Origin of the sequence: Cohnella sp. AR92 (assembly GCF_003990975.1) — a bacterium.
Classification (GTDB): domain Bacteria; phylum Bacillota; class Bacilli; order Paenibacillales; family Paenibacillaceae; genus Cohnella.
This window is the reverse complement of sequence record NZ_RZJR01000002.1, coordinates 368,426-394,431: the sequence shown is the minus strand read 5'-3', so window position 1 is coordinate 394,431 and position 26,006 is coordinate 368,426. Positions and strand designations below refer to the sequence as shown.

General features: G+C 52.8%; 19 protein-coding genes. 12 read left to right on the top strand and 7 right to left on the bottom strand.

Annotated elements, in window-relative coordinates:
- Positions 1-150: 150 nt before the first annotated feature.
- A complete protein-coding gene (locus tag ELR57_RS04100; RefSeq protein WP_126957529.1) occupies positions 151-1,047 on the top strand; it encodes a patatin-like phospholipase family protein in 897 nt (298 codons plus the stop codon).
- Here the strand turns inward: ELR57_RS04100 and ELR57_RS04095 are convergent.
- Positions 1,001-1,882 (bottom strand): AraC family transcriptional regulator, encoded by an 882-nt coding sequence (locus tag ELR57_RS04095; RefSeq protein WP_126957527.1) that lies wholly within the window; start codon positions 1,880-1,882, stop codon positions 1,001-1,003. The genes ELR57_RS04100 and ELR57_RS04095 overlap by 47 nt on opposite strands.
- Before the next feature lie 132 nt (positions 1,883-2,014).
- On the opposite strand from ELR57_RS04095, the gene ELR57_RS04090 reads away from it, so the two are divergent.
- Entirely contained in the window at positions 2,015-5,365 is a 3,351-nt protein-coding gene (locus tag ELR57_RS04090; RefSeq protein WP_126957524.1) for a tetratricopeptide repeat protein, read from the top strand.
- Positions 5,362-6,660: a cellulase-like family protein gene (locus ELR57_RS04085; RefSeq protein WP_126957522.1), complete on the top strand. Its 1,299-nt coding sequence runs from the start codon at positions 5,362-5,364 to the stop codon at positions 6,658-6,660. The genes ELR57_RS04090 and ELR57_RS04085 overlap by 4 nt, the downstream gene beginning before the upstream one ends.
- 53 nt (positions 6,661-6,713) lie before the next feature.
- Here ELR57_RS04085 and ELR57_RS04080 read toward each other — a convergent pair whose 3' ends face one another.
- A complete protein-coding gene (locus ELR57_RS04080) occupies positions 6,714-7,304 on the bottom strand; it encodes an alcohol dehydrogenase catalytic domain-containing protein (protein WP_126957520.1) in 591 nt (196 codons plus the stop codon).
- A 144-nt stretch (positions 7,305-7,448) separates the two neighbouring features.
- On the opposite strand from ELR57_RS04080, the gene ELR57_RS04075 reads away from it, so the two are divergent.
- The 5 genes from ELR57_RS04075 to ELR57_RS27790 all read left to right on the top strand — a co-directional run bounded on the left by ELR57_RS04075 (position 7,449) and on the right by ELR57_RS27790 (position 10,705).
- A complete protein-coding gene (locus ELR57_RS04075; RefSeq protein ID WP_126957518.1) occupies positions 7,449-8,159 on the top strand; it encodes a DUF421 domain-containing protein in 711 nt (236 codons plus the stop codon).
- A 112-nt stretch (positions 8,160-8,271) separates the two neighbouring features.
- Positions 8,272-8,922 (top strand): YfbR-like 5'-deoxynucleotidase, encoded by a 651-nt coding sequence (locus ELR57_RS04070; protein ID WP_126957516.1) that lies wholly within the window; start codon positions 8,272-8,274, stop codon positions 8,920-8,922.
- A 163-nt stretch (positions 8,923-9,085) separates the two neighbouring features.
- Positions 9,086-10,234, top strand: a complete 1,149-nt coding sequence (locus tag ELR57_RS04065; protein ID WP_126957514.1) for a hypothetical protein — start codon at positions 9,086-9,088, stop codon at positions 10,232-10,234.
- On the top strand, positions 10,221-10,448 hold the full coding sequence (locus tag ELR57_RS04060) for a hypothetical protein (RefSeq protein WP_126957512.1): 228 nt from the start codon (positions 10,221-10,223) through the stop codon (positions 10,446-10,448). Before ELR57_RS04065 ends, ELR57_RS04060 begins: the two co-directional genes overlap by 14 nt.
- An 89-nt stretch (positions 10,449-10,537) precedes the next feature.
- Positions 10,538-10,705 carry a hypothetical protein gene (locus tag ELR57_RS27790; protein WP_158629927.1) on the top strand — a complete coding sequence of 56 codons (168 nt, stop codon included), beginning with the start codon at positions 10,538-10,540 and terminating at the stop codon, positions 10,703-10,705.
- Positions 10,706-10,814: 109 nt separating this feature from the next.
- On the opposite strand, the gene ELR57_RS04055 is transcribed toward ELR57_RS27790, so the two are convergent.
- The 5 genes from ELR57_RS04055 to ELR57_RS04035 form a co-directional block, all read right to left on the bottom strand.
- Positions 10,815-11,618, bottom strand: a complete 804-nt coding sequence (locus ELR57_RS04055) for a carbohydrate ABC transporter permease (protein ID WP_126957510.1) — start codon at positions 11,616-11,618, stop codon at positions 10,815-10,817.
- A complete protein-coding gene (locus ELR57_RS04050; RefSeq protein ID WP_126957508.1) occupies positions 11,615-12,568 on the bottom strand; it encodes a carbohydrate ABC transporter permease in 954 nt (317 codons plus the stop codon). Before ELR57_RS04050 ends, ELR57_RS04055 begins: the two co-directional genes overlap by 4 nt.
- Positions 12,569-12,590: 22 nt before the next feature.
- The gene (locus tag ELR57_RS04045) at positions 12,591-13,967 is read right to left on the bottom strand and encodes an ABC transporter substrate-binding protein (protein WP_238162392.1); all 1,377 of its coding nucleotides are present in this window, start codon (positions 13,965-13,967) and stop codon (positions 12,591-12,593) included.
- A 122-nt stretch (positions 13,968-14,089) separates the two neighbouring features.
- Complete coding sequence (locus ELR57_RS04040) at positions 14,090-15,877, bottom strand: sensor histidine kinase (RefSeq protein ID WP_126957506.1); 1,788 nt, start codon at positions 15,875-15,877, stop codon at positions 14,090-14,092.
- Entirely contained in the window at positions 15,874-17,442 is a 1,569-nt protein-coding gene (locus tag ELR57_RS04035; protein WP_126957504.1) for a helix-turn-helix domain-containing protein, read from the bottom strand. Before ELR57_RS04035 ends, ELR57_RS04040 begins: the two co-directional genes overlap by 4 nt.
- Positions 17,443-17,728: 286 nt before the next feature.
- Between ELR57_RS04035 and hsdR the strand changes: the two genes are divergently transcribed.
- The 4 genes from hsdR to ELR57_RS04015 all read left to right on the top strand — a co-directional run bounded on the left by hsdR (position 17,729) and on the right by ELR57_RS04015 (position 26,004).
- On the top strand, positions 17,729-20,992 hold the full coding sequence (gene hsdR / locus ELR57_RS04030; protein ID WP_126957502.1) for a type I restriction-modification system endonuclease: 3,264 nt from the start codon (positions 17,729-17,731) through the stop codon (positions 20,990-20,992).
- Positions 20,989-22,407 (top strand): type I restriction-modification system subunit M, encoded by a 1,419-nt coding sequence (locus ELR57_RS04025; protein WP_126957500.1) that lies wholly within the window; start codon positions 20,989-20,991, stop codon positions 22,405-22,407. The genes hsdR and ELR57_RS04025 overlap by 4 nt, the downstream gene beginning before the upstream one ends.
- Positions 22,407-23,699, top strand: a complete 1,293-nt coding sequence (locus ELR57_RS04020) for a restriction endonuclease subunit S (RefSeq protein ID WP_126957498.1) — start codon at positions 22,407-22,409, stop codon at positions 23,697-23,699. Before ELR57_RS04025 ends, ELR57_RS04020 begins: the two co-directional genes overlap by 1 nt.
- 1,318 nt (positions 23,700-25,017) lie before the next feature.
- Positions 25,018-26,004: an AAA family ATPase gene (locus tag ELR57_RS04015; RefSeq protein ID WP_126957496.1), complete on the top strand. Its 987-nt coding sequence runs from the start codon at positions 25,018-25,020 to the stop codon at positions 26,002-26,004.
- The last annotated feature ends 2 nt before the right edge of the window (positions 26,005-26,006 follow it).

Genomic DNA, 26,006 nt, shown 5'->3' with positions numbered 1-26,006 from the left:
TCCGACTCTTCCGCCCGAAAGTCAAACGACAGGGGGAGCCGCGACGACGATCTTAAGGCTGCAAAATTGACGAGCCCGATGAACGATGACTACAATGACTACAATGACGATAGTCGAATAAACGAGAATCGGAACAAGGAGGCTTAGTCCATGTCGTCCATCGGGTTGGTGCTGGAAGGAGGAGGCATGCGCGGCGTGTATACGGCCGGCGTGCTGGATTATTTCGCGGAGCAGGACTTGATCTTCCCCTACACGATCGGCGTATCGGCCGGCGCTTGCATGGCGGCCAGCTACCTGTCCCGCCAGCGGGGGCGGAATCGGATCGTGAACATCGATTACGTCTCGGATCCGCGCTATCTGTCCTGGAAGAACCTGATCCGCAAGCGGCAGCTGTTCGGGATGGATTTTATATTCGACGAGATCCCGAATACGCTCGTTCCGTTCGACTTCGAGACGTTCGGGCGCAGCACCGAGGAGCTTGTCGTCGGGACGACCGACTGCCTGACCGGGCAGCCGGTCTACTATCGCAAGAGTTCCCCCGGAATCGATGTGCTAAAGGTGCTACGGGCATCCAGCTCTCTGCCGTTCATCGCACCGATCGTCGAGTATGAGGGCAAGAAGCTTCTGGACGGAGGCATCTCCGATCCGATTCCGCTTCGCCGGTCGGAAGCCGAAGGCAACGCCCGCAACGTCATCATCCTGACGCGCAACGCCGATTACCGCAAGTCGCCGGCGAGCAACGCTTGGCTGCTGCGCCGCGCGTACCGGCGATATCCTCGCTTCGTCGAGACGATGCTGAACCGGCACCGGACGTATAACGACACCCTCGACTATATCGCCGAGCAGGAGAAGCGCGGCAGCGTCTTCGTCATCCGGCCGAGCCAGCCCCTCACGGTCGGTCGCATGGAGCGCGATCCGGTCAAGCTGACCGCCTTGTACGAGCAAGGCTTTCAAGATGCGAGCCGGTTAAGCTCATCCCTTAATGTGTGGATGGGGAACATCACCCCTTCAGCCGATTCCGATACTCCGAAGGAGCTTGTCCGATAATCCGCTTGAACAGCCGGGAGAAGTAATACGGATCCTTGAAGCCGACCGCGGCCCCGACTTCCTTGATCGTGTTGTCCGTCAAGTCCAGGTATTGGCCGGCCCGCTGCATCTTGAGGCGCAGGTAGTAGTCGATCGGGGCGCACCCGGTCTCCCGCTTGAAGATCGCGATCAGATGCGCCTTCGAGAGCCGAACCTGGCGGCTGAGCTCGTCGAGCGTCAAGAATTCCTCCAACCGGTCGTTCATGTACCGGATCGCCCGGTCGACATGGCCCTGCGAGCGGACGTCCTCTCGGCGGGAAGCGGCGGAGGCGACCAAGCAGAGCAGGTACCGAACGCATTGGGACACCTGAGCCTGATGGACCGCGGAATAGGCCCGGGATACGAGAAGCTCGTAGCATTCATGGAAAAGCTCCAGCAGCTTGCGTTCATCGGGAGCGGGAAGAGAGATCGGCGAGGGGTAGGACTTCAGCAGCTCGACGAAGTGCCGGGCCCCGTCTCCCTTCAGGTGGAACCAGTAGATCGTCCAGGGATCCGCCTCGTCCGCTCCGTACGCATGGGGCGTCCCCATCGGAATGAACGCGAAGCTCCCCGCCGCCACCTTTTCCGCAGCGTTGCCCTCCGTTTGCACCCAGCCTTGGCCGCTCGCGCAATAGATGAAGATATGCGAATCGCAGCCCTGCGGCCTCTCGCGATAATGATAGCGGGCCGCGGGGAAGCTCCCGATATCGGTGATATAGGCGTCGGACGTGAGCGGATGCGACTTTCGTTCATCCTCCAGGTAGGAAGGCAGCACGTACAGCTTCTCCGATGCGAATCCTGTCGCTTTTTTCTCCATGGGGACCGACTCCTGTAAATCGAATTGAAATACGAATATAATCCATCATTATCCGTTGATTGTCAATTGTCGGAGCCCTTTGGGACTTGTAAGCTGGAGATAGATTAAAGCGATTACAAGAGCCTGGGAGTGATGAGCATGAGCGGCAAGGAGAGAGCGCGCGTCTGGGAAGCGGTCGTATCGATCCCGACTTACGGGGTGGGCCAGCCGGACAAGAACCCGATGTTCCTGGAGAAACGCGTCTATCAAGGAAGCTCGGGCCGGGTGTATCCGCATCCGGTCATCGATAAGATCGAAGACGAGAAGAAGCCTCAGGATTATCGGATCGTCTATCTGGAGAACGAGTACGTGCGGATCGAGATCATGCCGGAGCTAGGCGGGCGTATCTATCGGGCCGTCGACAAGACGAACGATTATGACTTCGTCTACTACAATCAGGTGATCAAGCCGGCGCTCGTCGGCCTGGCGGGGCCCTGGATCTCGGGCGGCATCGAGTTCAACTGGCCTCAGCACCATCGCCCGAATACGTACGGACCGGTTGAATGCACATTCGCGGAAAAGGACGACGGAAGCGCGACGGCGTGGGTGAGCGAGATCGACCGGATGTACGGCACGAAGGTAACGACCGGGTTCACGCTATATCCGGGGCGGGCCTATCTGGAGATCAACGCGCAATTGTACAACCGCACCGATGAGCCGCAGACGTTCCTCTGGTGGGCGAACCCGGCGGTCGCGGTGAACGACCATACGCAATCGGTGTTCCCTCCGGACGTGACGGCCGTGTTCGATCACGGGAAGCGGGACGTGTCGCGGTTCCCGATCGCGACGGGCACTTATTACAAGATGGATTATTCCGCGGGCGTCGACATCTCGCGTTACAAGAACATCCCGGTTCCGACGTCGTACATGGCGTACAAGTCGGATTACAACTTCGTCGGCGGCTACGACCATGCCAAGAAGGCCGGCCTTCTGCACGTGGCGAACCACCATGTCTCGCCGGGCAAGAAGCAGTGGACCTGGGGCAACGGGGAGTTCGGCCAGGCTTGGGACCGCAACCTGACGGACGAGGACGGGCCGTACATCGAGCTGATGACCGGCGTGTTCACCGACAATCAGCCGGATTTTACGTGGCTTCAGCCATACGAAGAGAAGTCGTTCACGCAGTACTTCATGCCGTACAAGGACATCGGCGTCGTCAAGAACGCGTCCGTCGACGCGGCGGTCAACCTGGAGATCAACGGGGAGACGGGAACGGCGGGGGTGTCGGTATACGCGACTTCGCGGGTTGCGGGGGCTTCGATTGAATTAAGCGGGCCGAACGCGGTTTATGCGCAAGAGCGTGTCGACCTGGCGCCGGACGCAGCTTATCGGTGCGAAGTCAAGCTGCCGGAAGGGGTTCAGGACTACGAGCTCAGGCTGTCGGTCAAGGATGCGGACGGCCGGGAGTTGATCGGCTATCAGCCGAAGCGGCCGGTAGAGGAGCCGATTCCGGATGCCGCTTCCCCATTGCCGGAGCCGAAGGAATTGAAGACGAACGAGGAGCTGTACCTGGCCGGGCTGCATCTGGAGCAATATCGGCATGCGACCTTCGAGCCGGAAGATTACTATCTGGAAGGGCTGCTCAGGGACGAGGACGACGCGCGCATCAATGTGGCGTACGGCACGCTGCTACTTCGCCGAGGCTTGTATGCGGAGAGCGAGAAGCACTTCCGCCGCGCCGTCAAGCGGGTGACCTGGCGCAATCCGAACCCGTACGACGGGGAGGCGTACTATCAGCTAGGCTTGTCGCTGAAGCATCAGGACCGGCTGGAGGAAGCGTTCGCCGCCTTCTACAAGTCGGTCTGGTCGGCGGCATGGCAGGATGCGGGCTATCTTTCGTTGGCGCAGATCGCTGCCGGAAGAGGAGAGTATCCGGAGGCGCTGGAGCTGGCGGAACGGTCACTGGTGCGGAACTCCCGCAATTACAAGACGCGTCACCTGAAGGCGACCTTGCTTCGCAAGCTGGGGCGGCTCGAAGAGGCGCTGCGAGCGTGCGAGGAGACGCTCGCGCTGGATATCGCCGACTTCGGCGCCCATCGGGAGAAGGCGCTGGCCCTGGAGGCGCTCGGCAGGGGAGCGGAAGCTTCGATGGCTCGCGAGCAATGGGAAGCTCTGCTTAGAGGAGACGCGCATAATTACTTGGCGCTGGCCGAGGACTATGCGGCGGCTGGACGCTACGAGGAAGCCGCAACCCTGCTTGAGGAAGCCCCGGCGAAGGCGAAGGCTTATCCGATGGTTCATTATGCAAGGGCGTATTGCTTGCACAAGGCCGGGCAAGCGGAGGAAGCGAAGGCGGCTTGGGCCGACGCGGCCGCGGCATCGCCGGATTACTGCTTCCCGAACCGCCTGTTCGAGATGGACGCGCTGGAGTTTGCCGCTCGCCGCAACCCTGCGGATTCGCGCGCGCCTTATTACTTGGGCAATCTGCTGTACGACAAGAAGCGTCCGCTTGACGCCGTCGCGAGCTGGGAGGTTTCCCGGACGATCGACGACAGCCTGCCGGTCGTCCATCGCAACCTCGCGCTCGCCTATTACAACAAGCTGGGTCAGCCGGAACGGGCGGAAGCGTCCCTGGAGCAAGCCTTCGCGCTGAACCCGGCCGATGCTCGGGTTCTCTATGAATTGGACCAGCTGTACAAGAAGAGAAGGGTGCAGCCGGAACGGCGGCTGGCGTTCCTGGAGCGTCATCGGCCGATCGTGGAGAAGCGGGACGATCTCTATCTTGAGTATGTCACGCTTCAGAACACGCTTAAGCGGCACGAGTCGGCTCTGAGCCTGCTGGCGGGACGGATTTTCCACCCGTGGGAGGGCGGCGAAGGCAAAGCGACTGGACAGTACGTTCTCGCTCAAGTGGAGCTGGCGAAGGCGGCTCTCGGGGATGGCGAGTGGAACGAAGCCGTTCGGAGACTGCAGGAAGCGCTCGTCTATCCGGCGAATCTCGGCGAGGGCAAGCTGGAGGGCGCGCAGGAGAACAACATCTGGTACTATTTGGGCTGCGCTTATGAGAAGCTGGGAAGAACGGATGAAGCGTTCCGCGCGTTCAGCCGAGCGTCCCAAGGGCTGGAAGAACCGGCCAGCGCGATGTACTACAACGACCAGCCGCCGGACATGATCTATTACCAAGGCTTGGCCTGGCTCAAGCTCGGCAATATCAAGGAAGCGCGCCGCCGGTTCAACAAGCTGATCGATTACGCGGAGAAACACCGGTTCGACGACGTGAAGGTGGATTACTTCGCCGTCTCGCTGCCCGACTTCCTCGTGTTCGAAGACGACCTCAACCTGCGCAACCGGATTCATTGCTTCTATATGAAGGCGCTCGGGTTACTCGGCCTGCAGCGTCAGGAGGAAGCGGATGGCTGCTTCGCTCAGGTGCTGGAGCTGGAGCCGAACCATCAAGGAGCGATTCTACATCAAGCCGATAGGGAAGGGACGGATAGCGTATGACAACGGAAGCGAGCGAGAGGATCCCCGACCATCTGCCGCGCAAACTGACCATCACCATGTGGGACTTCTCCTGGTACACGATGACGCTGCCGGGAGAGCCGTACCACGATCTCGGCGCCCGATTCCGGGAAGCGGTCGACCGGGGCTACAACACCATCCGGATCTGCGCGATGCCGTACCTGCTGTTCACGGCGGAAGGCAAGCGGCCGGGACCGCTGAAGCTGGGCAATCTCGGCGAGGTCGGCCAGCGCACCCGCTGGTACAACTGCCGAGGCGGCGCCGAGCTGGACGGGCACGCCCATCTGCTGGAGCTGTTCCGCCAGGCGAAGGAGCATGGTTGCTACATCATGCTCTCCTCCTGGGAGTACCAGCAGAGCCCGAGCTTCCTCGCGGAGCCCAAGCTGCGCGACGAGTTGGCGGCGATTCCTCCAGAGGAGCGTTTCATGGCGATCGCAAGGTCGATGGACCAGCTCATCCGCTTCGTCAAAGCCGCCGGCCATGGCGATCGGATCGTCTACGCCGAGCTGCATAACGAGGTCGAGTTCGGACAGCTGACGGCCGTCGGAACCGCCCAAGGCATTGCCGGGAACGACACGCCTGGGCTGGTCGAGGCCATGCAGCCCTATATCGAGGAAGCGGTCGGGTACCTGAGGGAGAGCCATCCCGATATTCTCATGACCGCGAGTTACACGCTGAACGAAGCTTACCCGAAAGCTTTCGTCGCCCGCAACCTGCAGGTCGGCCATTATCACCTCTATATCAAGGGCGTGCTCAATGAGCTGATGGCAAGTGCGGGACTCGACGACGACAGCGTTCCTTTTCCCAACCCGTTCGTGCAATCCTTGCTTCGGGAAGACGCTCCCCCGTTCGAACGATGGACGCTGCCCCCGGGCCAGGAATGGCGGATGGAGGGCAACCCGGTCGGGATGAAGCTGATCTACCTGCACGATTGGGCGGATCCGGACAAGTGGGATCTGTTCCTGTATGACCGCTATGCGGACCACAAGCTCGCCATGCTGCAGAAGGCGGACGACCGCTTCGAGGAAGTGGCCGTCTGGAACCGCCGCCAGCGTTTGCCGATCGTCATCGGCGAAGGCTATGTCGGCTACACGCCGCTCCATGCGGGGTTCGAGGAAGGCCCGGTGGGTAAGTACATCGCGGAATATTGCCTCCGCAAGGGCATGTCCCTCGGCTTCTGGGGGATGACGCTGTGCTCGAACTGCGCGCCTCATCATCCGTTCTGGAACGACGTCGAATGGCAGCGGAAGTGGAATCGATTCATTCTGGCCCGATAAGGATCGTATGGGTTAGACGTTCAAGTTCAAGTTGTTCAGGGCGTTCAAAGCGTTCAGGGCTTCAATACGACCTTGATGCAATTGTCCTCGCGCCCGTTAAAGATCGAATAGGCGTGACTGGCTTCGCCAAGGGGAAGGCGGTGGGTGACGATCGCCTTCGGGTCGAACTCGCCGTCCATGATCTTGCGGAACAGCTCCGGCATGTAGTGAATGACCGGGGCTTGTCCCATTCTCAGCGTTATGTTTCTGGAGAAGAAGGCCCCAAGCGGGAAAAGATTGTAATTGCCGCCGTATACCCCCGTTAGCTGTACGGTTCCGAATTTGCGCACGGCTTTGGTCGAGAACTGGATCGGACCGAGCATCCCGCCTTGCAGCTTCAGCTTCTGCTCGATGTATTCAAGCGGCGTTTTCTTCCCGTCCATCCCGACGCAGTCGATGACCGCATCCGCTCCGCCTCCCATCGGCTCATGGCCGATCACATAACCGTGCGGCAGAGGGAAATTCCCCTTATACAGATGAAGATCCGAGCCGCAGATGGCCGTGCTCGTCATTCTGACCACGATATCATCTCTCTTCTCGATGGCAGCGTCCGGCACCTTCGTCACTTCAACCTTATTCGGTCCTTGATAGGTTACAGCACTCATTCAGCACCTCTTCTTATCGGAATCCAAATCGAAGGATTAAGTTCTCCTCGTCCATTCCCCGTTATTCCCAAGGAGAATAATGGCAACTCCAAGTGGAGATAACAAGATGGGCCAGACTTCGATTGACGGCAGGGAGGTTGGAATATGGGAGACGTCGATTGGCTGGAGATTACGCTGCGGACCACCGGAGTGTTCGCCGTCTTGCTGATCATGACGCGGATCCTGGGTAAGAAGCAAATGAGCCATTTAACTTTTTTTAATTACATTACGGGGGTCACGATCGGCAACATCGCGGGCAACATCGCCAGTCAGAAGGAAGTCCCGTACTTCAATGGATTGATCAGCATCGTCTGGTGGTCTCTGCTTGCGATCGCCGTCGGTTATCTAAGCCTTCGATCCGTGAAAGTGCGAGTCGTGGTCGACGACCAGCCGACCGTCATCATCAAGCACGGGAGGCTGTCGGAGGAGGCCATGAAGCGCACGAGGCTGAATCTCGACGATCTGAGCATGCTGCTGCGGGAGCACGGAGTCTTCAAGATCACGGGCGTCGATTATGCGGTGCTCGAACCGAACGGCCAGCTTAGCGTGCTGAAGAAGCCGGAACTGGAGACGCCGACGAAGCAAGACCTGGCTATTCCGAGCTTGAAGTCCCAATATATGCCGTCGGAGATCGTCTGCGACGGGAGAGTCGTCGAGAGGAACCTGAGGGAGCTCGGCTTGAGCCGCCAGTGGCTGAGCAAGAAGTTGTCGGGAGTTGCCCCGGAGAAGGTCTATTATGCCGAGCTTCAGCCGGATGGATCTCTCTATTATCAATTGAAGGAATCGAAGCAGGGCGGGGCCGACGCAACGAAGTGATCCAGGGGGTCCGCGGCCAGCATCTGTTTATCGTCCCTTAACAATCGGAGCGTATCCTTTTCTTACGGCAACTTATTCAACTTCCACTCCAACGAAGAAAGGGAATCGGCTTATGGGCATCCACACGTACTTTCAATCGCTGAACGATCTGGAGCGCATCATCCGCTGCCCGGGCAAGTTCAAGTTCCAAGAGCACAGCGTCTCGGCTCATTCGTGGAAGGTCGTGCAATATGCGAAGACGCTCGCGGATATCGAGGAGAGCAACGGCGTCGCCGTGGATTGGAAGAAGCTGTACGAGATCACGAGCAGCCATGATTACGGAGAGATCTTCATCGGAGACATCAAGACGCCCGTGAAGCATTACTCGCTTGAGCTTCGGGCGATGCTTCAGCAGGTGGAGGAGGGGATGGTCGCCCACTTCATCGACGAGAACATCCCGGAGGAGTTCAAGGCCATCTTCCGCCGGCAGCTGCGCGAAGGGAAGGACGATACGGTCGAAGGGCTTATCCTTGAGGTCGCCGATAAGCTGGACCAGATCTACGAGGCGTTCGGCGAGCTGCAGCGCGGCAACGCCGAGAAGGAATTCGTGATCATGTATCGCACGGCTCTCATCAAGATCAAGGGGATCAAGCTGCACTGCGTGGATTATTTTCTGGACCGTATCCTGCCCGACATGGTGAGCGAAGGGTCCAAGTCTCCGATCGACATTGCGAGGATCACGGATGAGGCTCTGTCTTCGGTAGAAGCTCACTCTCAGAAGTAAGGCGTGAATATGGTTTCCTTATCGAAACAAGGGAGAACGGTTCCGAATCGGGGCTGTTCTTTTTTTGCGTGTGGCAAAAGGAGTTTCTCGTAAGGGCAGGAATTTGTTGTAAAAAATCGAATATTGTTAGACGGAATAACTATCGATACAGAAGGTGGACCGGATGCAATTAGAAGCTTTCCAAGATTTGCGTACATATAAGAGGGTTTCCGCCGATTTGGATAAGCTGTTAAGGCCTCTGAGGGACGAGTATATCCGAATGCAAACAGCCCCCGATAAGGAGAAGAAGTGGAAAGGCAAGCTGGTATGGCGATCAATTATCGGCGGTATCCTCAAATTCAAGGCTCCTATTAATGAAAAGAAGGATGCGCTGCTCGCTAAACTTACGTTTGTTCTAAACGGTTTGACGGGTACTCTAGCCGGGATAGGAATTCACTTCATTCCAGGCGACGCGGCATCGACTGCATTAAAGATCTATTTTTCAATCGGGCTCCCGCTGATCGGCATTCTATATAGCTATATCAATTACAGCAGCAGGTTTATAAGTCCGGGCGATCCTTTCTTTAATATTAACGCCTACCAGAATAAACGCCCCATCGAGTACAATACTTTTCTTACTTACATAACGAATAGCGGATTTACGCATCAAGAATTTTACGAGAAGTTAGAACGGGATTATTTATTAGTGGAACAAGGCCGCATTATGACATCCAAAGAAACCTTAAATATGACGGAACGGTTGGTAGAGAAGACGATTGCCTTGGAGACCGATAACGAAAAATTGCAGAATAGAATTCAGGAGATCGTCGCCGCTCTTGATGGTTCGCTAACTCGCAACGAGATCTTAACGAAGTGCTTTCTATGGTCTCTGGGTTTCCTCGAGGGAACCTTGTCTCCGGTAAGCTTAGATCTGGGAGATCTTCGATTCTTGGGCAGCGGGTATAGTCTTTATAAGTTAGCGGGCGATCGCAAGTTCTTGTTGGACAGCAAGAGCGGAATAGGAGAGGCACCCGAAATCGTTGATTTATATGATAGAAGCTTTGCGGGAACTTCAATGATCCGACTATTCAAGGATAGCAAGAATAATATCGTTAGTCCCATTCGCGACAGGCCAGCCTGTTATGACGCCGCATACCGTGTGAGGATTCAGGGGCACTGGTGGATATTCAATCTGCATGTTGAAGACGATAGGATCCATGATATAATTAGGACAAGAGATTTCTCGCGATTAATCGAAGCGCTATTAAAACATCTCTTCCAAATGAATTATCTTCCTGCCCGGAAAGGAGTCGATGATCATGCCGAAGTCTGAACTTACAACCCTGCTTCAACTTAATGAAATGGAACGAGCGCGGTTAGAGAAGTGGAAGCATGATTTCCTAGTAATTCGACAAACCGATTCGGAAGATACGGAAGTGTTAATCGTTGAAGTTAAAGCGCAATTGGCCAAGCAGAGAGAACTCGTCCGCAATCTAGAAGAAGAAGCCGCTCTTAAGAAAGCATACAAAATGTTAGCTAATTCCTAATAAACAAGGAGTCCACCTAATCGGTGGGCTTTTTCTTTTTGTTCCGGAATAGGATCAAGATAGGAGAATGAAGAGATGGAGTGATTTTGATGAAAAAGAAGAAATCCGTGCTCCATGCTGTCTTTCGGCCGGAGAGTCTAACATTGGAAGAACTCAATAGGAGAGAACGAGCGAAGCTGTTGGATCTTACGAAGGATTTGGATTTTATCCAAAAGAAGAGCACAGAACGGGAGAAGCAAGCCGATAAAGGGCTATGACCGGCCAAGAAGACACCCAAAAAGCCGATGAGGCCGCTGCTCTTAAGCAGAAGCTTCATCGGCTTTTCCTTGCCGTCGATGACGTCAAGAACCTTTAAACGTATGACTCTTACCCTTTCACCGCGCCTGCAGTCATGCCCTTCATGAAGGTGCGGGAGCCGAGCAGGAACAGGATCAGCAGCGGGACCGTCGTCATGGCGAGCGCGGCCATCCGGGCGGCGTAGTCCGTGCGGTGGACGATGCCGAGGTTCGAGATGAACACGGGCAGCGTGTACCAGTGCGAATTATTGATCGTCACGAGCGGGAGCAGGTAGTTGTTCCACGACCAGATGAAAACGAGCGTGGACAGCGTGGCGAGCCCCGGCTTAATGATCGGCAGCACGACCCTCAGCAGGATGCCGGGCTCCGAGCAGCCGTCGATCCGCGCACACTCGAGCAGGTCGTTCGGAACGGAATCGCGCATGAACTGGATCATGAAGAACGCTCCGAACGGGAACGCCGCCCAGGTCAGGATGACCGGCCACAGCGTGTTGCCGAAGCCGAGCTGGCGCATCTCGATGATGTACCCGATAAGGCCGACCTGCGTCGGAACCATCATCGTCACGACGACGAACCATTGCAGCGCCCGGCGGCCGCGGAAGTCGAACTTGGCGACCGCGTAGCCGATCATCGTGCTCGTTAATAGAGCGAGGACGACGCCGCCGACCGAGACGAGCAGGCTGTTGCCGTAGACGCGGGCGAAGTTGGATTCGAATACCGTCTTCAGGTTCTCGGCGGCATAGGAGCCCGGGAGGAGCGGGATGCCCTTGAACAGGTCTTCGTTGTAATGCGTTCCCATCACCAGCATGATGTAGAACGGGAAGAGCGACAGCACCGACAGGACGATCAGGCAGATCCACTTTAACGCTCTCATCGTCTGTCCTCCTTCGGCGCGGTGATTTTGTAGCTGATGATGGAGAACAGGACGATCAGGACGAACAGCGAGTAAGCGATCGCGGACGAGTAGCCGAATCTCGTGTTGGAGATGAACGAATCGTCGACGAACTTCCAGATGACCGTGAGCGCCGTGTTGTCGGGACCGCCGACCTGCGCCGAGCCGGACCAGCCGCCGTACAGCAGCTTAGGCTCGTCGAACAGCTGCAGCCCATTAATAACGGAGGTGACCACGAGGAAAACGGTAATGTTGCGCAATAGCGGCATCGTGATTCGGGTAAACGTGTGGAAGCCGGTCGAGCCGTCGATTTTCGCAGCTTCGTATACGTCCTGCGGAATCGCCGTCATGCCCGCGATGTAGATGACCATGAAGTAGCCCAGATTGCGCCAGACGACCATCAGGGAGATGATCATGCGGGACGTCCATTCCCCTTGGAGCCAGTAGATGCCCTCATTCACCCAGCCGAACTTGACGAGCACGAGGTTGATGAGACCGGTCTGCCAATCGAACAGGTAGGAGAAAATAAAGCCGATCGCGACGGGAGTCGTGATGTAGGGGAGGAAGTTGACCGTCTGGAACAGCTTGCGCCCCTTGTTCAGCTGGAACGTCCAGTAGGCGAGCAGCACCCCGATGATCAAGGTGGCCGGAATGGACATCAGCATCATGATCAGCGTGTTCGAGAGCGACTTGAAGAACAGCGGATCCTTCGTCACCAGGTCGACGTAATTCCGGAAGCCGATATACGTCTTGGCCCCGATGCCGTTCCAATCATGAAGGCTTAGGATAAAGGAATAGACGACAGGGTAGAGTTGAAAAGCCGCGTACGCCAGCACGAACGGCAGGGCGAAAAGATAGGGCCACACGCGTGGCCCCCATCTCCGTCCGCCGAATGCGCCGGAAGATGTCCGGGCGGTTTGCTTCGCTTGCATCGGCATCCCTCTTCTTTATGCTTTATTTCACGGTGGCGTCGGAAGCCTTGTTCTGTACTTCGGTAACGAACTTCTTAAGCGCCGAGCTCGCGTCGATCGACGTGTCCTTCGTCCAGAGCGGGTACAAGGAGTTGAACACGCCGTCCACGATGGAGTCGTACTTCGTCTGCGGCTCGCCCTTGACTCCCGGAGCGATGTTCTCCATGAAGTACTTCGCTAGGTTCTGGCCGCCGAAGAACTCGTCGTAAGCTCCCGCTTCCGTCAGCACCTGCGGATTCTTCTCGTAGAACGACTTGACTCCCGGCATGTTGCCGAACGTCTTGAAGTTGAACAGGCCGCCGTCGTCGGACAGATAAGCGAACTGAATGTACGCCCAAGCCGCTTCCTTCACCTTGCTGTCCTTGTAGATGCTGACCGAGGTGCCGCCGCGCGTGAAGCTGCCTTCCGGCGCCTTGACGAGGCCCCAACGGCCCTTGCCTTCCGTGTCGTTGGCGGAGATGTGCCACTTCGGTCCCCACGGCGCCATCGGGTAGAACAGGAACTCTCCCTTCGCCATCGAGGAAGCCCAGGCCGGCGTCCACAGCTCGTTCTTGCCGAGAATGCCCGCGTCGCGCATCTTGAACAGCGTCTCGACCGGTTTTTGCATTTTCCCGGTCAGGTTGATGTTCTTGCCGTCGATGTAAGAGTCCGCGTTCTGGCCGCGCAGCACGAGGAAGGCGTCGCCGAGTCCCGGGAACATGAGCACCTTGCCGCCGCTCTTGTCCTTGACTTCCTTGCCCTTCTCGATGAAGGCGTTCCAATCCGACAGCAGCTTCTCCAGCTCGGCCGGATCGTCGGTGCCGAGGTATTCCTTCGCGAGGTCGCGGCGGAAGGCCAAGCCTGCCGGCGTAATCGCTTGGTCGACCCCGACCAGCTCGCCCTTCGGGTTGCTGAGCAGCGGAGGGAGGTAGTCGAGCAGCTCGCTGCGGTTGAAGTTGTATGGAGCCGCTTCCAAATTATCGAGCACGTCGAGATCGAACAGCTTGCCGCGGTAGGCCATCTCGCCGAGGATGATATCCGGAACGTCCGAGCCGGAAGCGATGCCGCTCTGCAGCTTCTGCAGGTAATCGTTCGGGTTGACGACCGTCACTTCGACCTTGATGTTCGGGTACTTCTTGTTGAATTCCGGAATCATTCCCTTCTGGAACGTCTCATCCCAGTCCCAGATCTTGACGGTTCCCTTCAGGTCCGCCGGATTCGCGCTTGCGGAGCTGCTTGCCGTTCCGGATGCCGCGGGCGACGACGGGGAAGCCGCCGAATTGCCGTTGTTGTTATTGCCGCCGCAGGCGGTGAGCAGACCGGCGAGCACGACGGTCGCGGAAGCGGCGGATACCCATTTTTTCATGGTGACTTGTGCCAAGTGAAACCCTCCTCTTCTATGTGGAAAGCGCTTTCTATCTATAATCGTAACAGCGCTTTCGCGCGGGCAAAACGAGCCAAAACGGTTATTTTGTATAAAATCCGGCGGTCGACGTTTGAATTCTAAGCAAGATTGCCGGGGCGGTACGGAATCCGGATCGTGACGAGAGCCCCTTGGGCGTCCGCGTTGCCGATCGCGAGCCCGTACGACTCCCCGTAATGGTAACGGATCCGCTCGCGAACGTTCGCAAGCCCGATCCCCCGGGTGCGTTCCCCGTTGCCGGTCTTGTCCGATGCGGAGTCGAGTTCGGGAACGTCGTTGGATCCGACCTCTTGCTCGTTATCGTGCTCGTCTGCCGTTTGGAGGCCCGCGCCGTTGTCTTCGACCTCGAGGACCAGCAGATAGGGCGTGCCCAGATAAGCACGGATCGTGATGCGGCCGTCCTCGCGATCGGCCGGGAAGAGGCCGTGAATAATCGCGTTCTCGACAAGCGGCTGAAGGATCATGCGCGGAATGACGGCGTCGCTCAAGCCCGCCTCGATCTGCCAGTGAAGCTCGAAGGTGCCGGGATAGCGCGTCTGCTGGATGTCCGCATACCGATCGACGATCCGGCGCTCTTCTTCCAAGGAGGCGAATACGGCTCCTTCTCCGGTTTTAACCGTGTCCTGAAGGATGGCGATCAGCGCTTGGGTCATCTCGATCGCCTGCCGGTTGCGTTCCGCATGGCAGAGGTAAATGACCGTGTTCAGCGTGTTGTAGATAAAATGCGGATTGATCTGCGCCATCAGCAGGTCGATCTGCATTCTCCGCTTCAGCTCCTCGCTGCGGATCGAGCTCTCCATGTTCATGCGCAGATCTGCGACCATTCGGTTAAATCCGTTCCCGAGAATCTCGAGCTCGTCTCGGCTGCGAATCGCGACGCTGGTCTGAAGATCCCCGACGGAGACGCGCTTCATGGCGTTCGTCAGCCGGGACAACGGCTTGGTCATGTTGAGAATGATCGGCAGCATGATCACGAGACTGATCAGGAAGCCGATACCGATCATGGCGATGTAGTAGTAGAAAATATTGCCGATCTTGGCGAACAAAGCGGACTTGGACAGCATCGCGATCTGCATCCAGCCTTGGGCCATCGAATCGTTGACGAGAACGATCCGGTCTCGGTCCTCGAGGTAGTAATTGCCTTCGTCGACGGCCTGCTTCAGGAAGGCGTCCTGCTCGGCCGACCGTTCCGCCGGCGAGCGGAATAGAACGCCGCCCGAGCCGGAGATCAGCTCGATCTGCGCGAAGTCGCCGGAGCTCTGCGCGAACGCCTCGTCGATCTCGGAATAAGCGAAGTCGAGGATCAGGTAGCTGTCGCTCGTCTCGTTCATGCCGATCGGGCGGTACTTCAGCACGTAGCTGACCGTCTGCCGGTTGCCGCTCAGGAAGAAGAAAGGGTGGGGCTCCGAGAAGCCGCTTCGCATCGTCTTCTGCTTCTCGAACCACGGCTGCTTCAGATAGTCCGCGAAGTAGTCCTCATAGCCGGAGTTGTTGGAGAACGTCTCGCCGTCCGGCCGGACGATCATCGCGTTCAGGATGAAGTCGTTCAGCGCGGTGAACCGCTTCAGCTTCTCCTGGACCGTCGCCTTGCGGAAGTAGTTCTCTTCATAGCTGCGGTTGGGAGGATCGTAGACAAGTCCGCGGATCTCCTCGTCCGAGACGATATATTCCGCCGTCTTGATGACCTGATCCTGCAATCTCTTCAGCTGGGAGGAGATCTGTGCCAGCTTCGTCTTGCTGTCCTTGATCGACTGGTCGCGAATGATGCCCGTCGCGTAATCGTAGGTGAGGAAGCCGCTAAGGAGCAGCGACACGGAGATCACGAGCAGCGTGCTGGCGATGATCTTGGTTCGAATCTTGACTCTCATGGCCGCGATTCCCGCCTCTCGACGTATTCCAGCGGGGTCATGCCGACCTGCTTGCGGAACACCTGGCTGAAGTACTGGCTGTTCCGGTAGCCGACTCGCTCCGCGATCTCGTAGATTCTGAGACTGCCGTCCCTTAGGAGCTTCTTGGCTTGCTCCATGCGGACTTGGGTCAGCGTGTCGAGGACGGTCTGGCCGGTCTCCTCCTTGAACAGATGACGCAGATGGTCCCGGCTGATGCCAAGCTTCTCCGCGATCGCGTCGGCCGTCAATTCCTCGGCGTAATGGTCGCGAATGTAATCCAGCGCTTGCCTGACCTTGCGGGAATAGGAGGGAGACGACATTTGTTCGGCTAGAATCTGCTCGAATTGCTGCAGGAACCAATCGCGGATTCCTTCTACGCGAGTCCAAGAAGAAGGATCGGCGAGCCGCTCGTTCCGCTGCATGCGGTCCAAGGAGTCGAGTCCGGAAACGGCGCGTAGGCGATTCAAGAGAATCGCCAGCTGGCGGCAGCACTCGGCAAGGCCGACAGGGTCCTGCTCTTGGATAGCCAGAGCGAATAAGGACGTTAGGATAGGGCCGATAGCGGCGTTGTCTCGCGCTCTGGCGGCTTGCTCCAAGTCGGCAACGGAAGGCTCCCAGAGGAGCTTATTGCCGTCCGAGGGGAAGGGCTCGTTCTCCAGGAAGACCGTGTACCGCTTGCCGAAGAAGACGGATCGCTCCAGCCATCGGGAAGCTTCCGCGTACTGCTCGGGAAGCGATCTCCAATCCCGAAGCTCGGCAGAGACGACCGCGCATGCCGGGCGGTTGTTTGCTTGCTGGAATCGTTCCCGAAGCTGCTCGGTCGCCGCAAGCAGCCGCTCCCGCTTGCGCCCGGCGCTGACGCCGCCTTCTTGCAGGACGACGCAGAGCGTTTCGCCGATGGCGACGAAACCGATGTGGGAGAGGAACTCGTCCTCGAAGTCGAGGAGAGGGTACAAGTCGGTTGGAATGGGGAGTGCCTTCTGCGAGTTGGCTTCGGCAAGAACGGGGAATGGCTTATCGGCGCGCAGCGCGACAAGCCTTAGCGTCTCGCCATCGGCCTTCGATCCGGCGATCGTCTTCCACTGCTCGGGAGAGATCGTTCCCCGGGTCAGCAGGTCTCCGAGAAGCTGGCGGCGAACGGCGTCCTGAAGATCGGACGCGCTGCGCATCTCCTCGCGCAGACGGAGAAGCTCCTGCGTCAGGCTGGCCGAATCGATCTCGTGCTTCACCCAATAATCGGAGATTCCGAGCTTCATCGCTTCCTTGGCGTACTCGAATTCTTTATGGGAGGTCAGCAGCACGATCCGCGGATTCAGGCCTGCCTTCAGGACAAGCTTGGCGAGCTCCAGGCCGTTCATGATCGGCATGCGGATATCCGCGATAATCAACTGCGGCTTGAGCTCCGCCGCAATTGATAGCGCTTTCTTCGGATTGGTGACGCAATCCGCCACCTCGAAGCCAAGCGCCTCCCAATCGACCAGTCGCTTCATGTGCTCCATGGCCAGAATCTCATCGTCTATCATCAGCACGGCTATTTTTCTCACGGGCAAGCACCTACTCTAGCAGTATAGTTCTACCTATTGTGAGGGGCGGGGCGGGGGGCGTCAAGGAGGGGGAATGAAGTCGGAATAAAGGGGAAGGATGGGGATTGTCGAATGGTAGGGGGGGATGGAAGTATTCGGATAATTCTAGTGTAATAACTTTCCACTTCTCCTGTTTGAAGGAACTTGTAGTCATTATAGCGAAATAGGAATAGTGCTTAAGACATATCGCTCTAGTTCTATGTGATAACCGATAAATGCAACTTATCTGTGCATGAGGAGGATCAGAGTGGAATACAATTTTATATTCTTAGAACGCACCTTTCCGATACTGGCTCAAATCGGTGCAACCGCAGAAGAATATCTATATTCGGACCCAAATTCATGCTTAATCAAATTGGGATTACTGGGCGAAACGATCGTCAATCTCATGATGCAGTTCGATGGCATCCAACCTCCAAGTTACGACAATACGCATGCTAATCGTATTAAGCTTTTAAAGGGGAATGGACTGCTACCACGCGAGATTGACGATATCTTATACAGCTTACGCATGGCTCGGAATAAAGCTGTTCATGCGAACTACGATTCGCTTGAACAATGTAAAGTTTTAATGGGCATGACCCATGAGCTATGCATTTGGTTTATGCAAACGTATGGTGATTGGCAATATAGTCCCGAACGTTTTGTATTGCCTCTTGAGAAGTCTCAAGCGAAGGTTGATTACGAAGCCATTCTTCGCGAGAAAGAGGCCAAGATTGAAGAGCTGACGCAGCTTGCTGAAAAAGCCAAAGTTGCCCAAACTATGACCATTGAGGAACGTACCTCAAGAGGAAGTCGTGCAGCCCAGCAGCTTCAACTTTCTGAGGAGCAGACGAGATACATTATCGACGAGCAGTTACGTAAGGTTGGATGGGAAGCAGATACGGTTCATTTACGATATTCGAAAGGCACTCGACCGCAAAAAGGTCGTAACATTGCCATCGCTGAATGGCCGACACGCAACTCCAACGGTAAATCTGGTTATGCCGATTACGCTTTATTCGTTGGGCTTCAAATGGTTGGTATTATTGAAGCGAAGCGTCAGTACACCGATATTCCATCCGTAATCGATAACCAGTGCAAGGAATATGCACAATCCGTAAGTGAAGAACATGCAGCTTATCAAGTGGGTAATTGGAGTCAGTATAAAGTACCTTTTGTATTTGCAACAAATGGTCGGAAGTACTTGAAGCAGCTTGAGACAAAATCGGGGATCTGGTTCCTCGATGTACGTAAACAATCGAATATCTCCAAAGCCCTTCAAGGATGGATGAGTCCAGATGGCATTGTAGAGTTGTTGAATAAAGATACGGATATGGCCGATCAATCCCTGAGTGCAATACCTTATGATTTGCTGCGTGACCCAGATGGCCTCAACCTTCGGGAATACCAGATTGAAGCGATTGATGCAGCTGAAAAAGCCATTATCAATGGACAGGACAAAGTACTTCTATCGATGGCTACGGGAACAGGTAAGACGCGAACGATTTTGGGGATGTTGTATCGTTTCTTGAAATCTGGTCGTTTCCAGCGCATCTTGTTCCTTGTTGACCGCACTTCACTTGGAGAACAGGCGCAGGATGTGTTCAAGGAAGTCAAAATCGAAGAACTCTTGACACTAGATAACATTTACAACATCAAGGAGCTCAACGACAAAGACATTGATAGAGAGACCAAGGTGCATGTCGCTACGGTACAAAGCTTGGTCAAACGTGTACTCTATAATGAGGGTGAAACCATTCCTGCTGTTTCTGACTATGACCTTATTATCGTAGATGAAGCGCATCGCGGCTACATCTTAGACAAGGACATGAGTGACGATGAGCTGCTATATCGTAATCAGGAAGATTACATGAGTAAGTATAGCGCGGTAATCGACTACTTCAATGCGGTCAAAATTGGCTTGACGGCAACGCCAGCGATTCAAACGACGAAGATTTTTGGTCAGCCTGTGTTCAATTACACGTATCGTCGTGCAGTAGTAGAAGGCTATCTTGTTGACCATGAAGCGCCGCATACGATTGTCACCAAACTAAGTAAAAATGGAATCACCTATCAGAAAGGTGAAGTCGTCCCGATTTACGATCCTGTAACGGGAGAAATTACAAATAGTGGCGAGCTAGATGATGAGTTAAAATTCGATGTGGAGAAGTTTAACCGCCAGGTTATCACGGAGAATTTCAATCGCACTGTATTGGCTGAGATTGCTCAGGACATAAATCCTGAAGGCGACGCGAAGACGCTGATTTTTGCCGTTGATGATAGCCATGCCGATGTTATCGTGAAGCTGCTTAAAGAGATTTATGAGCCATACGATGTAGACAACGATGCGGTCATGAAGATCACAGGCAGTATCGGCGGTGGGAATCCTAAGAAAGTCATGGAAGCGATCAAACGCTTTAAGAATGAACGCTATCCCAATATCGTCGTTACGGTTGATCTCTTAACGACAGGCATTGATGTACCTAAAATTACTACCCTTGTGTTTATGCGGAGGGCCAAGTCACGTATCCTTTTTGAACAGATGATGGGTCGTGCTACCCGTCTCTGCTCTGAGATCGGCAAGACGCATTTTGAAATTTACGATCCTGTTGGCGTATATGAATCGCTTGAGGATGTTAATACGATGAAACAGGTCGTGATCCAACCTTCTACCTCATTTGATGATTTGCTGGATGGACTTGATGTTCTGCCGACCGAGAAGCAGCTGCAAAACCAAATTGATCTCATTGTGGCCAAGCTGCAGCGTAAGAAGCGGAACATGACGAAAGATGTAATGGCTCATTTCAGAGACATTGCGCAAGGTGATACGCCTGACCAGTTCATCGAGAAAGTCAAACACATGCCAGTAGAGCAAGCCAAAGCCTACGTACTTGAACATCGGAAAGTGTTTGATATCATGAATGAAGGCGGCAAAGGTAGGCCAAGAGCTGTGGTGATTTCGAATAAAGAGGATGAGCTTGTCTCTCATGATCGTGGTTATGGAAAAGGCTTAAAACCAAGGGATTACTTGGATGAGTTCAAAGCATTCATTACAAACAACATGAACAAAATCGCCGCTCTCCAAGTGGTTTGTACTAAGCCAAGCGATCTTACGCGGGAAAGCTTGAAGAGCCTGCGATTGGAGTTGGACCGCGAAGGGTTTTCAGAACAGCAGTTGAATTCTGCATGGAAGCAGCTGTCTAATGAGGACATTACAGCAGACATCATTAGCTTTATTCGCAAGGAAGCGCTAGGATCTGCACTCGTTAGCCGAGCAGAACGCACGAAACATGCGATTACCAAACTGAAGCAGAAGCACTCCTTTAGTAAAATGGAGCTGGATTGGCTTGGAAGAATTGAAACGGTATTGTTGCACGAGCCGTTGTTGGACTGTGATCTATTTAACACGGGTGCATTCAAGAATCAAGGCGGCTATAATCGCATGAATAAGATATTCCACGATCAACTCGATACCATTATTACAGAGTTGAATCAGTACTTATTTGAAGACGGGGGACAATCAGCTTGAACAACCAAGAGATCGTTTCTAAACTATGGAACTTATGTAACGTTCTCCGAGATGACGGCATCACGTATCATCAATATGTAACGGAGCTTACCTATATCCTGTTCTTGAAGATGGCCAAAGAAACCGAGACAGAAGAGCAAATCCCAGAGCAATACCGTTGGGATCAACTCCTTAAGCCAAAGGGCATTGAGCTTAAGAAATTCTATAAGGAGCTGCTCAACCACTTAGGCGAGGATACCAATGGTCGAGTACGTGAGATTTATGCAGGTGCTTCTTCGAATATCGATGAGCCGAAGAACCTGGAGAAGCTCATTACTTCGATTGACGCGCTCGATTGGTATTCGGCTAAAGAAGAAGGTCTTGGCAACCTGTATGAGGGCTTACTTGAGAAAAATGCAAACGAGAAAAAGTCTGGTGCTGGCCAGTACTTCACTCCACGCGTCTTGATCGACGTGATGACGAAGCTTGTTAATCCACAACCAGGCGAACGCTGTAATGACCCTGCATGCGGCACATTCGGTTTCATGATCGCAGCGGATCGCTATGTGAAGGATAATACAAACAATCTGTTTGATCTAAATCTCGAGGATCAGGATTTCCAACGGTTATTTGCTTTTTCTGGCTCAGAGCTTGTCCATGAAACCCATCGATTGGCCTTGATGAATGCGATGCTACACGATATCGAAGGCCCTATTACTCTTGGAGATACGTTGTCTAATCAAGGGAAGACAATGAAGGACTTTGATGTTGTCCTCACGAATCCGCCATTCGGCACGAAAAAAGGCGGTGAACGTGCAACGCGTGATGACTTCACCTATCCTACGTCGAATAAGCAGTTGAACTTCTTGCAGCATATTTATCGCAGCTTGAAGGCAAACAATGAAGCCCGCGCGGCGGTCGTGCTTCCAGATAACGTGTTGTTTGCTGACGGTGATGGCGCATCCATTCGTAACGACTTGATGGACAAGTGTAATTTGCATACGATCTTGCGTCTGCCTACTGGTATCTTCTACGCACAGGGCGTTAAGACCAATGTGCTCTTCTTTACGCGCGGCAAGTCCGATAAGGACAATACAAAAGAAGTATGGATCTATGATTTGCGCACCAACATGCCTTCATTCGGTAAGACAAATCCGCTTAAGACAGAACATTTTGATGCGTTTGTTTCGGCTTACACTGCGGAAGACCGTCACAAGGTACAGGATGAGCGTTGGAATGTGTTCAAACGTGAGCAAATTCGTGAGAAGAACAACAGCCTTGATCTAGGGCTTATTCGTGATGAAAGCGTATTGGACTACAATGATCTTCCAGATCCAATCGAAAGTGGAGAAGAAGTCGTAGCGCAACTTGAAGAAGCCGTCGATTTGATCCTCAGCGTCGTGAAGGAACTTAAGTCATTGGAGGTTATTCGCTAATGACTAGGGGTAAGAAGCAAAGTTTATCGGCAGATGAGTTGTTGAAACAGGCATTGTTGCCTGAGGATGAACAGCCGTATGGGGTGCCCGAGAATTGGATTTGGACGAGGCTAAAGGCTATAACTATTAACTATGATTCTAAGAGAGTTCCACTTTCTACGACACAAAGAGGAACTATGGAGAAGAAGTATGATTATTACGGCGCTTCTGGAGTAATTGACAAGGTTGAAGATTTCATATTCGATGAACGACTTCTTTTAATTGGAGAAGATGGAGCAAATCTTGTTACTAGGAGTAAGCCAATAGCGTTTATTGCTGAAGGTAAGTACTGGGTAAACAACCATGCACACGTATTAGGAATGAGCAGTATTATGAGCTTAGATTATTTATGTTACTACATTAACTCAATTGATCTTATTCCTTATGTTACTGGTAGTGCTCAACCCAAAATGACACAAGACAATATGAATAAGATCCCAATCCCTGTTCCTTCAATCGTAGAACAACAACGTATCGTTGACCGAATTGAAAGCCTGTTTACAAAGCTCGATCAGGCAGAGGAACTGGCACAAAGTGCTTTAGATAGCTTTGAAACACGTAAAGCCGCTATCCTTCACAAAGCCTTTACAGGTGAGCTCACTGGGAAATGGCGGGAAGAGCATGGCATTGGAAAGGATACTTGGTCAGAAAAGACATTTGATCAAGTAGCAGATATTAAAAGCAATTTAGTTGATCCAAGTGAATTCATGGATAGCCCGCATATTGCACCAGACAATATTGAACGCAGAACAGGTAGATTATTAGAATACCGCACCATAAAAGAAGATGGAGTAACTAGTGGAAAACATAAATTCTATAAGGGTCAAATTTTATATTCAAAGATACGACCTTATTTATCAAAAGTAGTGCTTGTAGATTTTGATGGATTGTGTAGTGCAGATATGTATCCCATAGAAGCAAAAGAGGATACTAAATATTTATGGTACTATATGTTATCTGATGCATTCTTAGAGCAAGCATCCTCCGCTGGTTCAAGATCAGTTCTTCCAAAAATAAACCAAAAAGAGCTTTCCAGACTAAAAGTGCCAATTCCAACAATACCTGAACAGCAAGAAGTAGTTCTAATTCTTGATAAGTTATTTTCTAAGGAACATGAAATAAAAGAGCTTGTTGATGTCATTGATCAAATCGAAGGGATGAAAAAAGCGATTCTTGCCCGTGCCTTTCGTGGTCTACTTGGTACTAATGACCCCACAGAAGGAAGTTCGTTGAAGTTGTTAATAGAAACTTAGGATAACAAGATTAACGAAAGTGAACCTGTAAAAAAACGTCATCCCAAAAAAGAGTCTTTTAATGTTGGGAAGTGAGCGAGTTGGATAACAAAAATCTACTTGTAGTATCTTATCGGCACACAAAACTCAGATAGTAAAACTCTTTTTCGTGACTTGCTCTAACAAGCCAACGGAGGATTTTTGTTTTGTGTAGAACCTTTACGGCTTATTGACGATCATCGTCAACAACCAATAACAATCAAACCGATAGTACAATAAGTCATCGACAAAACCCTTATATATCAAGGGTTTTGATCAACCAGCACAGAGTCCGACCAACTTCCACCTGTTCTCATACGGTAGATATGTATGTTCACCATATGCAAACGACGTAGCAACTGGTAAAATCAAAGCCGCATAGAACGGGATACAGCCCCGCTACGCGACTTTTGCTTATTTGTCCTGTTCTTCGGAATTTATGGAACTGGTATTATGGATAAGCTGCCTTTCGGTAGCTCTCTTTATATAGGGCGCTGCAACCGCCCAGGCTTGTTTCCCGTAAAGCTGTAATTAAAGCTGGGTGTCCTTCCATCTTACCATTCATGAATGTTACCCCGGCTTCGAATTCTTGCCGACTTATTTCAAACCCTGTTTTCTTCTACAATAGTTCATAGTTGTCCATTGTCAAATACCCCTTTTTAGATAAGCGTACATTAGGGCGAACGTAAGGCGCTAGACTTATCTCGAATACCCATTATCTGTAATTTTCGAAATGGCGGTACAAAGAAGGGGCGGTTCAAATGCGGTTTACAGCTGGGGGCCAAGTAGGCGGCCAAGCCGCTACGATAGTATGGGAAGACAGAAAGTTAAGCGGCAACCGCTTCGTGGTACAGCTTATACAGCTAGAAGTTGCGAACCTGGTAGGCTAACTGGTTGGCCCGGTAGGACAGCAGACGGAAACGAAGCACTTACGCAGCGCCTTATAGGCTATTCTGATTATCGACCGGGTACTAGCGCAGCGGTATTTACCGGGGAAGTACCCGAACCTGGTAGCGCGCCCCCTGGGGCCGTTACTTGCTGGCTGTATTAGGGGAATGTGAGGCTTTTTGTGTTAAGCGTTTGAGGAACTAACTTCTGGTAATAACTAGTGTGTATACAAGGAATTAAGCGTTTTCTGTCGAATATGTATTATGTTTAGAATTGTAACGGTTGACGAAGGTGACGTTCAAACTTAAATTAAGACCGCCCGAATAGGTAAATAAAGGGGATTGCCCCAGGTTGCGTGATCATATAAATTATATTATAAATTTAGAATATTTTTTGGAAAGGAGGAGAGTACTTGAACGGAACATTGCTTAAACGTCTGTTCAAAGCAATTAACATCGGCAGTAACGACGATCTTCAAAAGATAGCCCAAGCAATTATTGATGACGAACTAAAAAAAGGGCATACACAGTTAGCTAAAGAACTGTCAAACGCAATGCTAGCTAACGGCCGAACAATAAAGCCAGAAGCAACTTTTGAAATGAATGCTAATTCAATGTCAGTATTACCAAAAAGCAAGAGATATGAAACTCCCCTTGCAACATATATACCAAGTGATAAGCTTCAGCATGACATGGTATTGCCTAATAAGGTTGAAGAGAAGTTTATAAGAATTGAAAAAGAATACGCGGCTAGAGAACGTTTAGCATTGTATGGATTTACTCCAAGGAAAAAAATATTGCTTTTTGGGCCTCCAGGCTGTGGGAAGACATTAGGGGCGCAAAGATTAGCTTGGAGAACTGGCTTGCCATTGATAAAGGTAAGATTCGATTCCTTAATTTCTTCATATCTCGGCGAAACAGCTTCTAATCTTCGTTCTATTTTTGATACAACTGCTCATTCTCCTTGTATTTTGTTTTTTGATGAATTCGATTCAATAGCGAAATCAAGAACAATGGACCAAGATGTTGGAGAAATTAAGCGCGTAGTAAACAGTTTTTTGCAATTGCTGGATGAGTATGAGTCGCCCGGACTTTTAGTTGCTGCAACCAACTTGAATGATCAAATTGACGCCGCGATATGGAGACGATTTGACGATAGTATCGAAATTCCTAAGCCTGGTCCTGAGGAATTGAAACAGATTATTGTTGTAACGCTTTCGGGTATGAAAACTGAATTCTTTGATTGGAGCATTTTATTGAAGGAAGCTGAAGGATTCTCAGCTGCTCAAATAGTAAGAGCAGCAGGTGATGCGGCAAAAAAAGTAATACTTGATTCATCCGAATTAGTAACTCAAAAAGTGCTACTGTCAGCTATCACAGAAAATAGAGGAGTTAACTAAGA

Coding starts and splice junctions, on each gene's coding strand:
- ELR57_RS04070 (WP_126957516.1), top strand. CDS start 8,272: ATGGGCATCCACACGTACTTTCAATCGCTGAACGATCTGGAGCGCATC.
- ELR57_RS04080 (WP_126957520.1), bottom strand. CDS start 7,304: ATGAGTGCTGTAACCTATCAAGGACCGAATAAGGTTGAAGTGACGAAG.
- ELR57_RS27790 (WP_158629927.1), top strand. CDS start 10,538: ATGAAAAAGAAGAAATCCGTGCTCCATGCTGTCTTTCGGCCGGAGAGT.
- ELR57_RS04060 (WP_126957512.1), top strand. CDS start 10,221: ATGCCGAAGTCTGAACTTACAACCCTGCTTCAACTTAATGAAATGGAA.
- ELR57_RS04050 (WP_126957508.1), bottom strand. CDS start 12,568: ATGCAAGCGAAGCAAACCGCCCGGACATCTTCCGGCGCATTCGGCGGA.
- ELR57_RS04040 (WP_126957506.1), bottom strand. CDS start 15,877: ATGAGAGTCAAGATTCGAACCAAGATCATCGCCAGCACGCTGCTCGTG.
- ELR57_RS04095 (WP_126957527.1), bottom strand. CDS start 1,882: ATGGAGAAAAAAGCGACAGGATTCGCATCGGAGAAGCTGTACGTGCTG.
- ELR57_RS04065 (WP_126957514.1), top strand. CDS start 9,086: ATGCAATTAGAAGCTTTCCAAGATTTGCGTACATATAAGAGGGTTTCC.
- ELR57_RS04075 (WP_126957518.1), top strand. CDS start 7,449: ATGGGAGACGTCGATTGGCTGGAGATTACGCTGCGGACCACCGGAGTG.
- ELR57_RS04055 (WP_126957510.1), bottom strand. CDS start 11,618: ATGAGAGCGTTAAAGTGGATCTGCCTGATCGTCCTGTCGGTGCTGTCG.
- ELR57_RS04085 (WP_126957522.1), top strand. CDS start 5,362: ATGACAACGGAAGCGAGCGAGAGGATCCCCGACCATCTGCCGCGCAAA.
- ELR57_RS04100 (WP_126957529.1), top strand. CDS start 151: ATGTCGTCCATCGGGTTGGTGCTGGAAGGAGGAGGCATGCGCGGCGTG.
- ELR57_RS04020 (WP_126957498.1), top strand. CDS start 22,407: ATGACTAGGGGTAAGAAGCAAAGTTTATCGGCAGATGAGTTGTTGAAA.
- ELR57_RS04090 (WP_126957524.1), top strand. CDS start 2,015: ATGAGCATGAGCGGCAAGGAGAGAGCGCGCGTCTGGGAAGCGGTCGTA.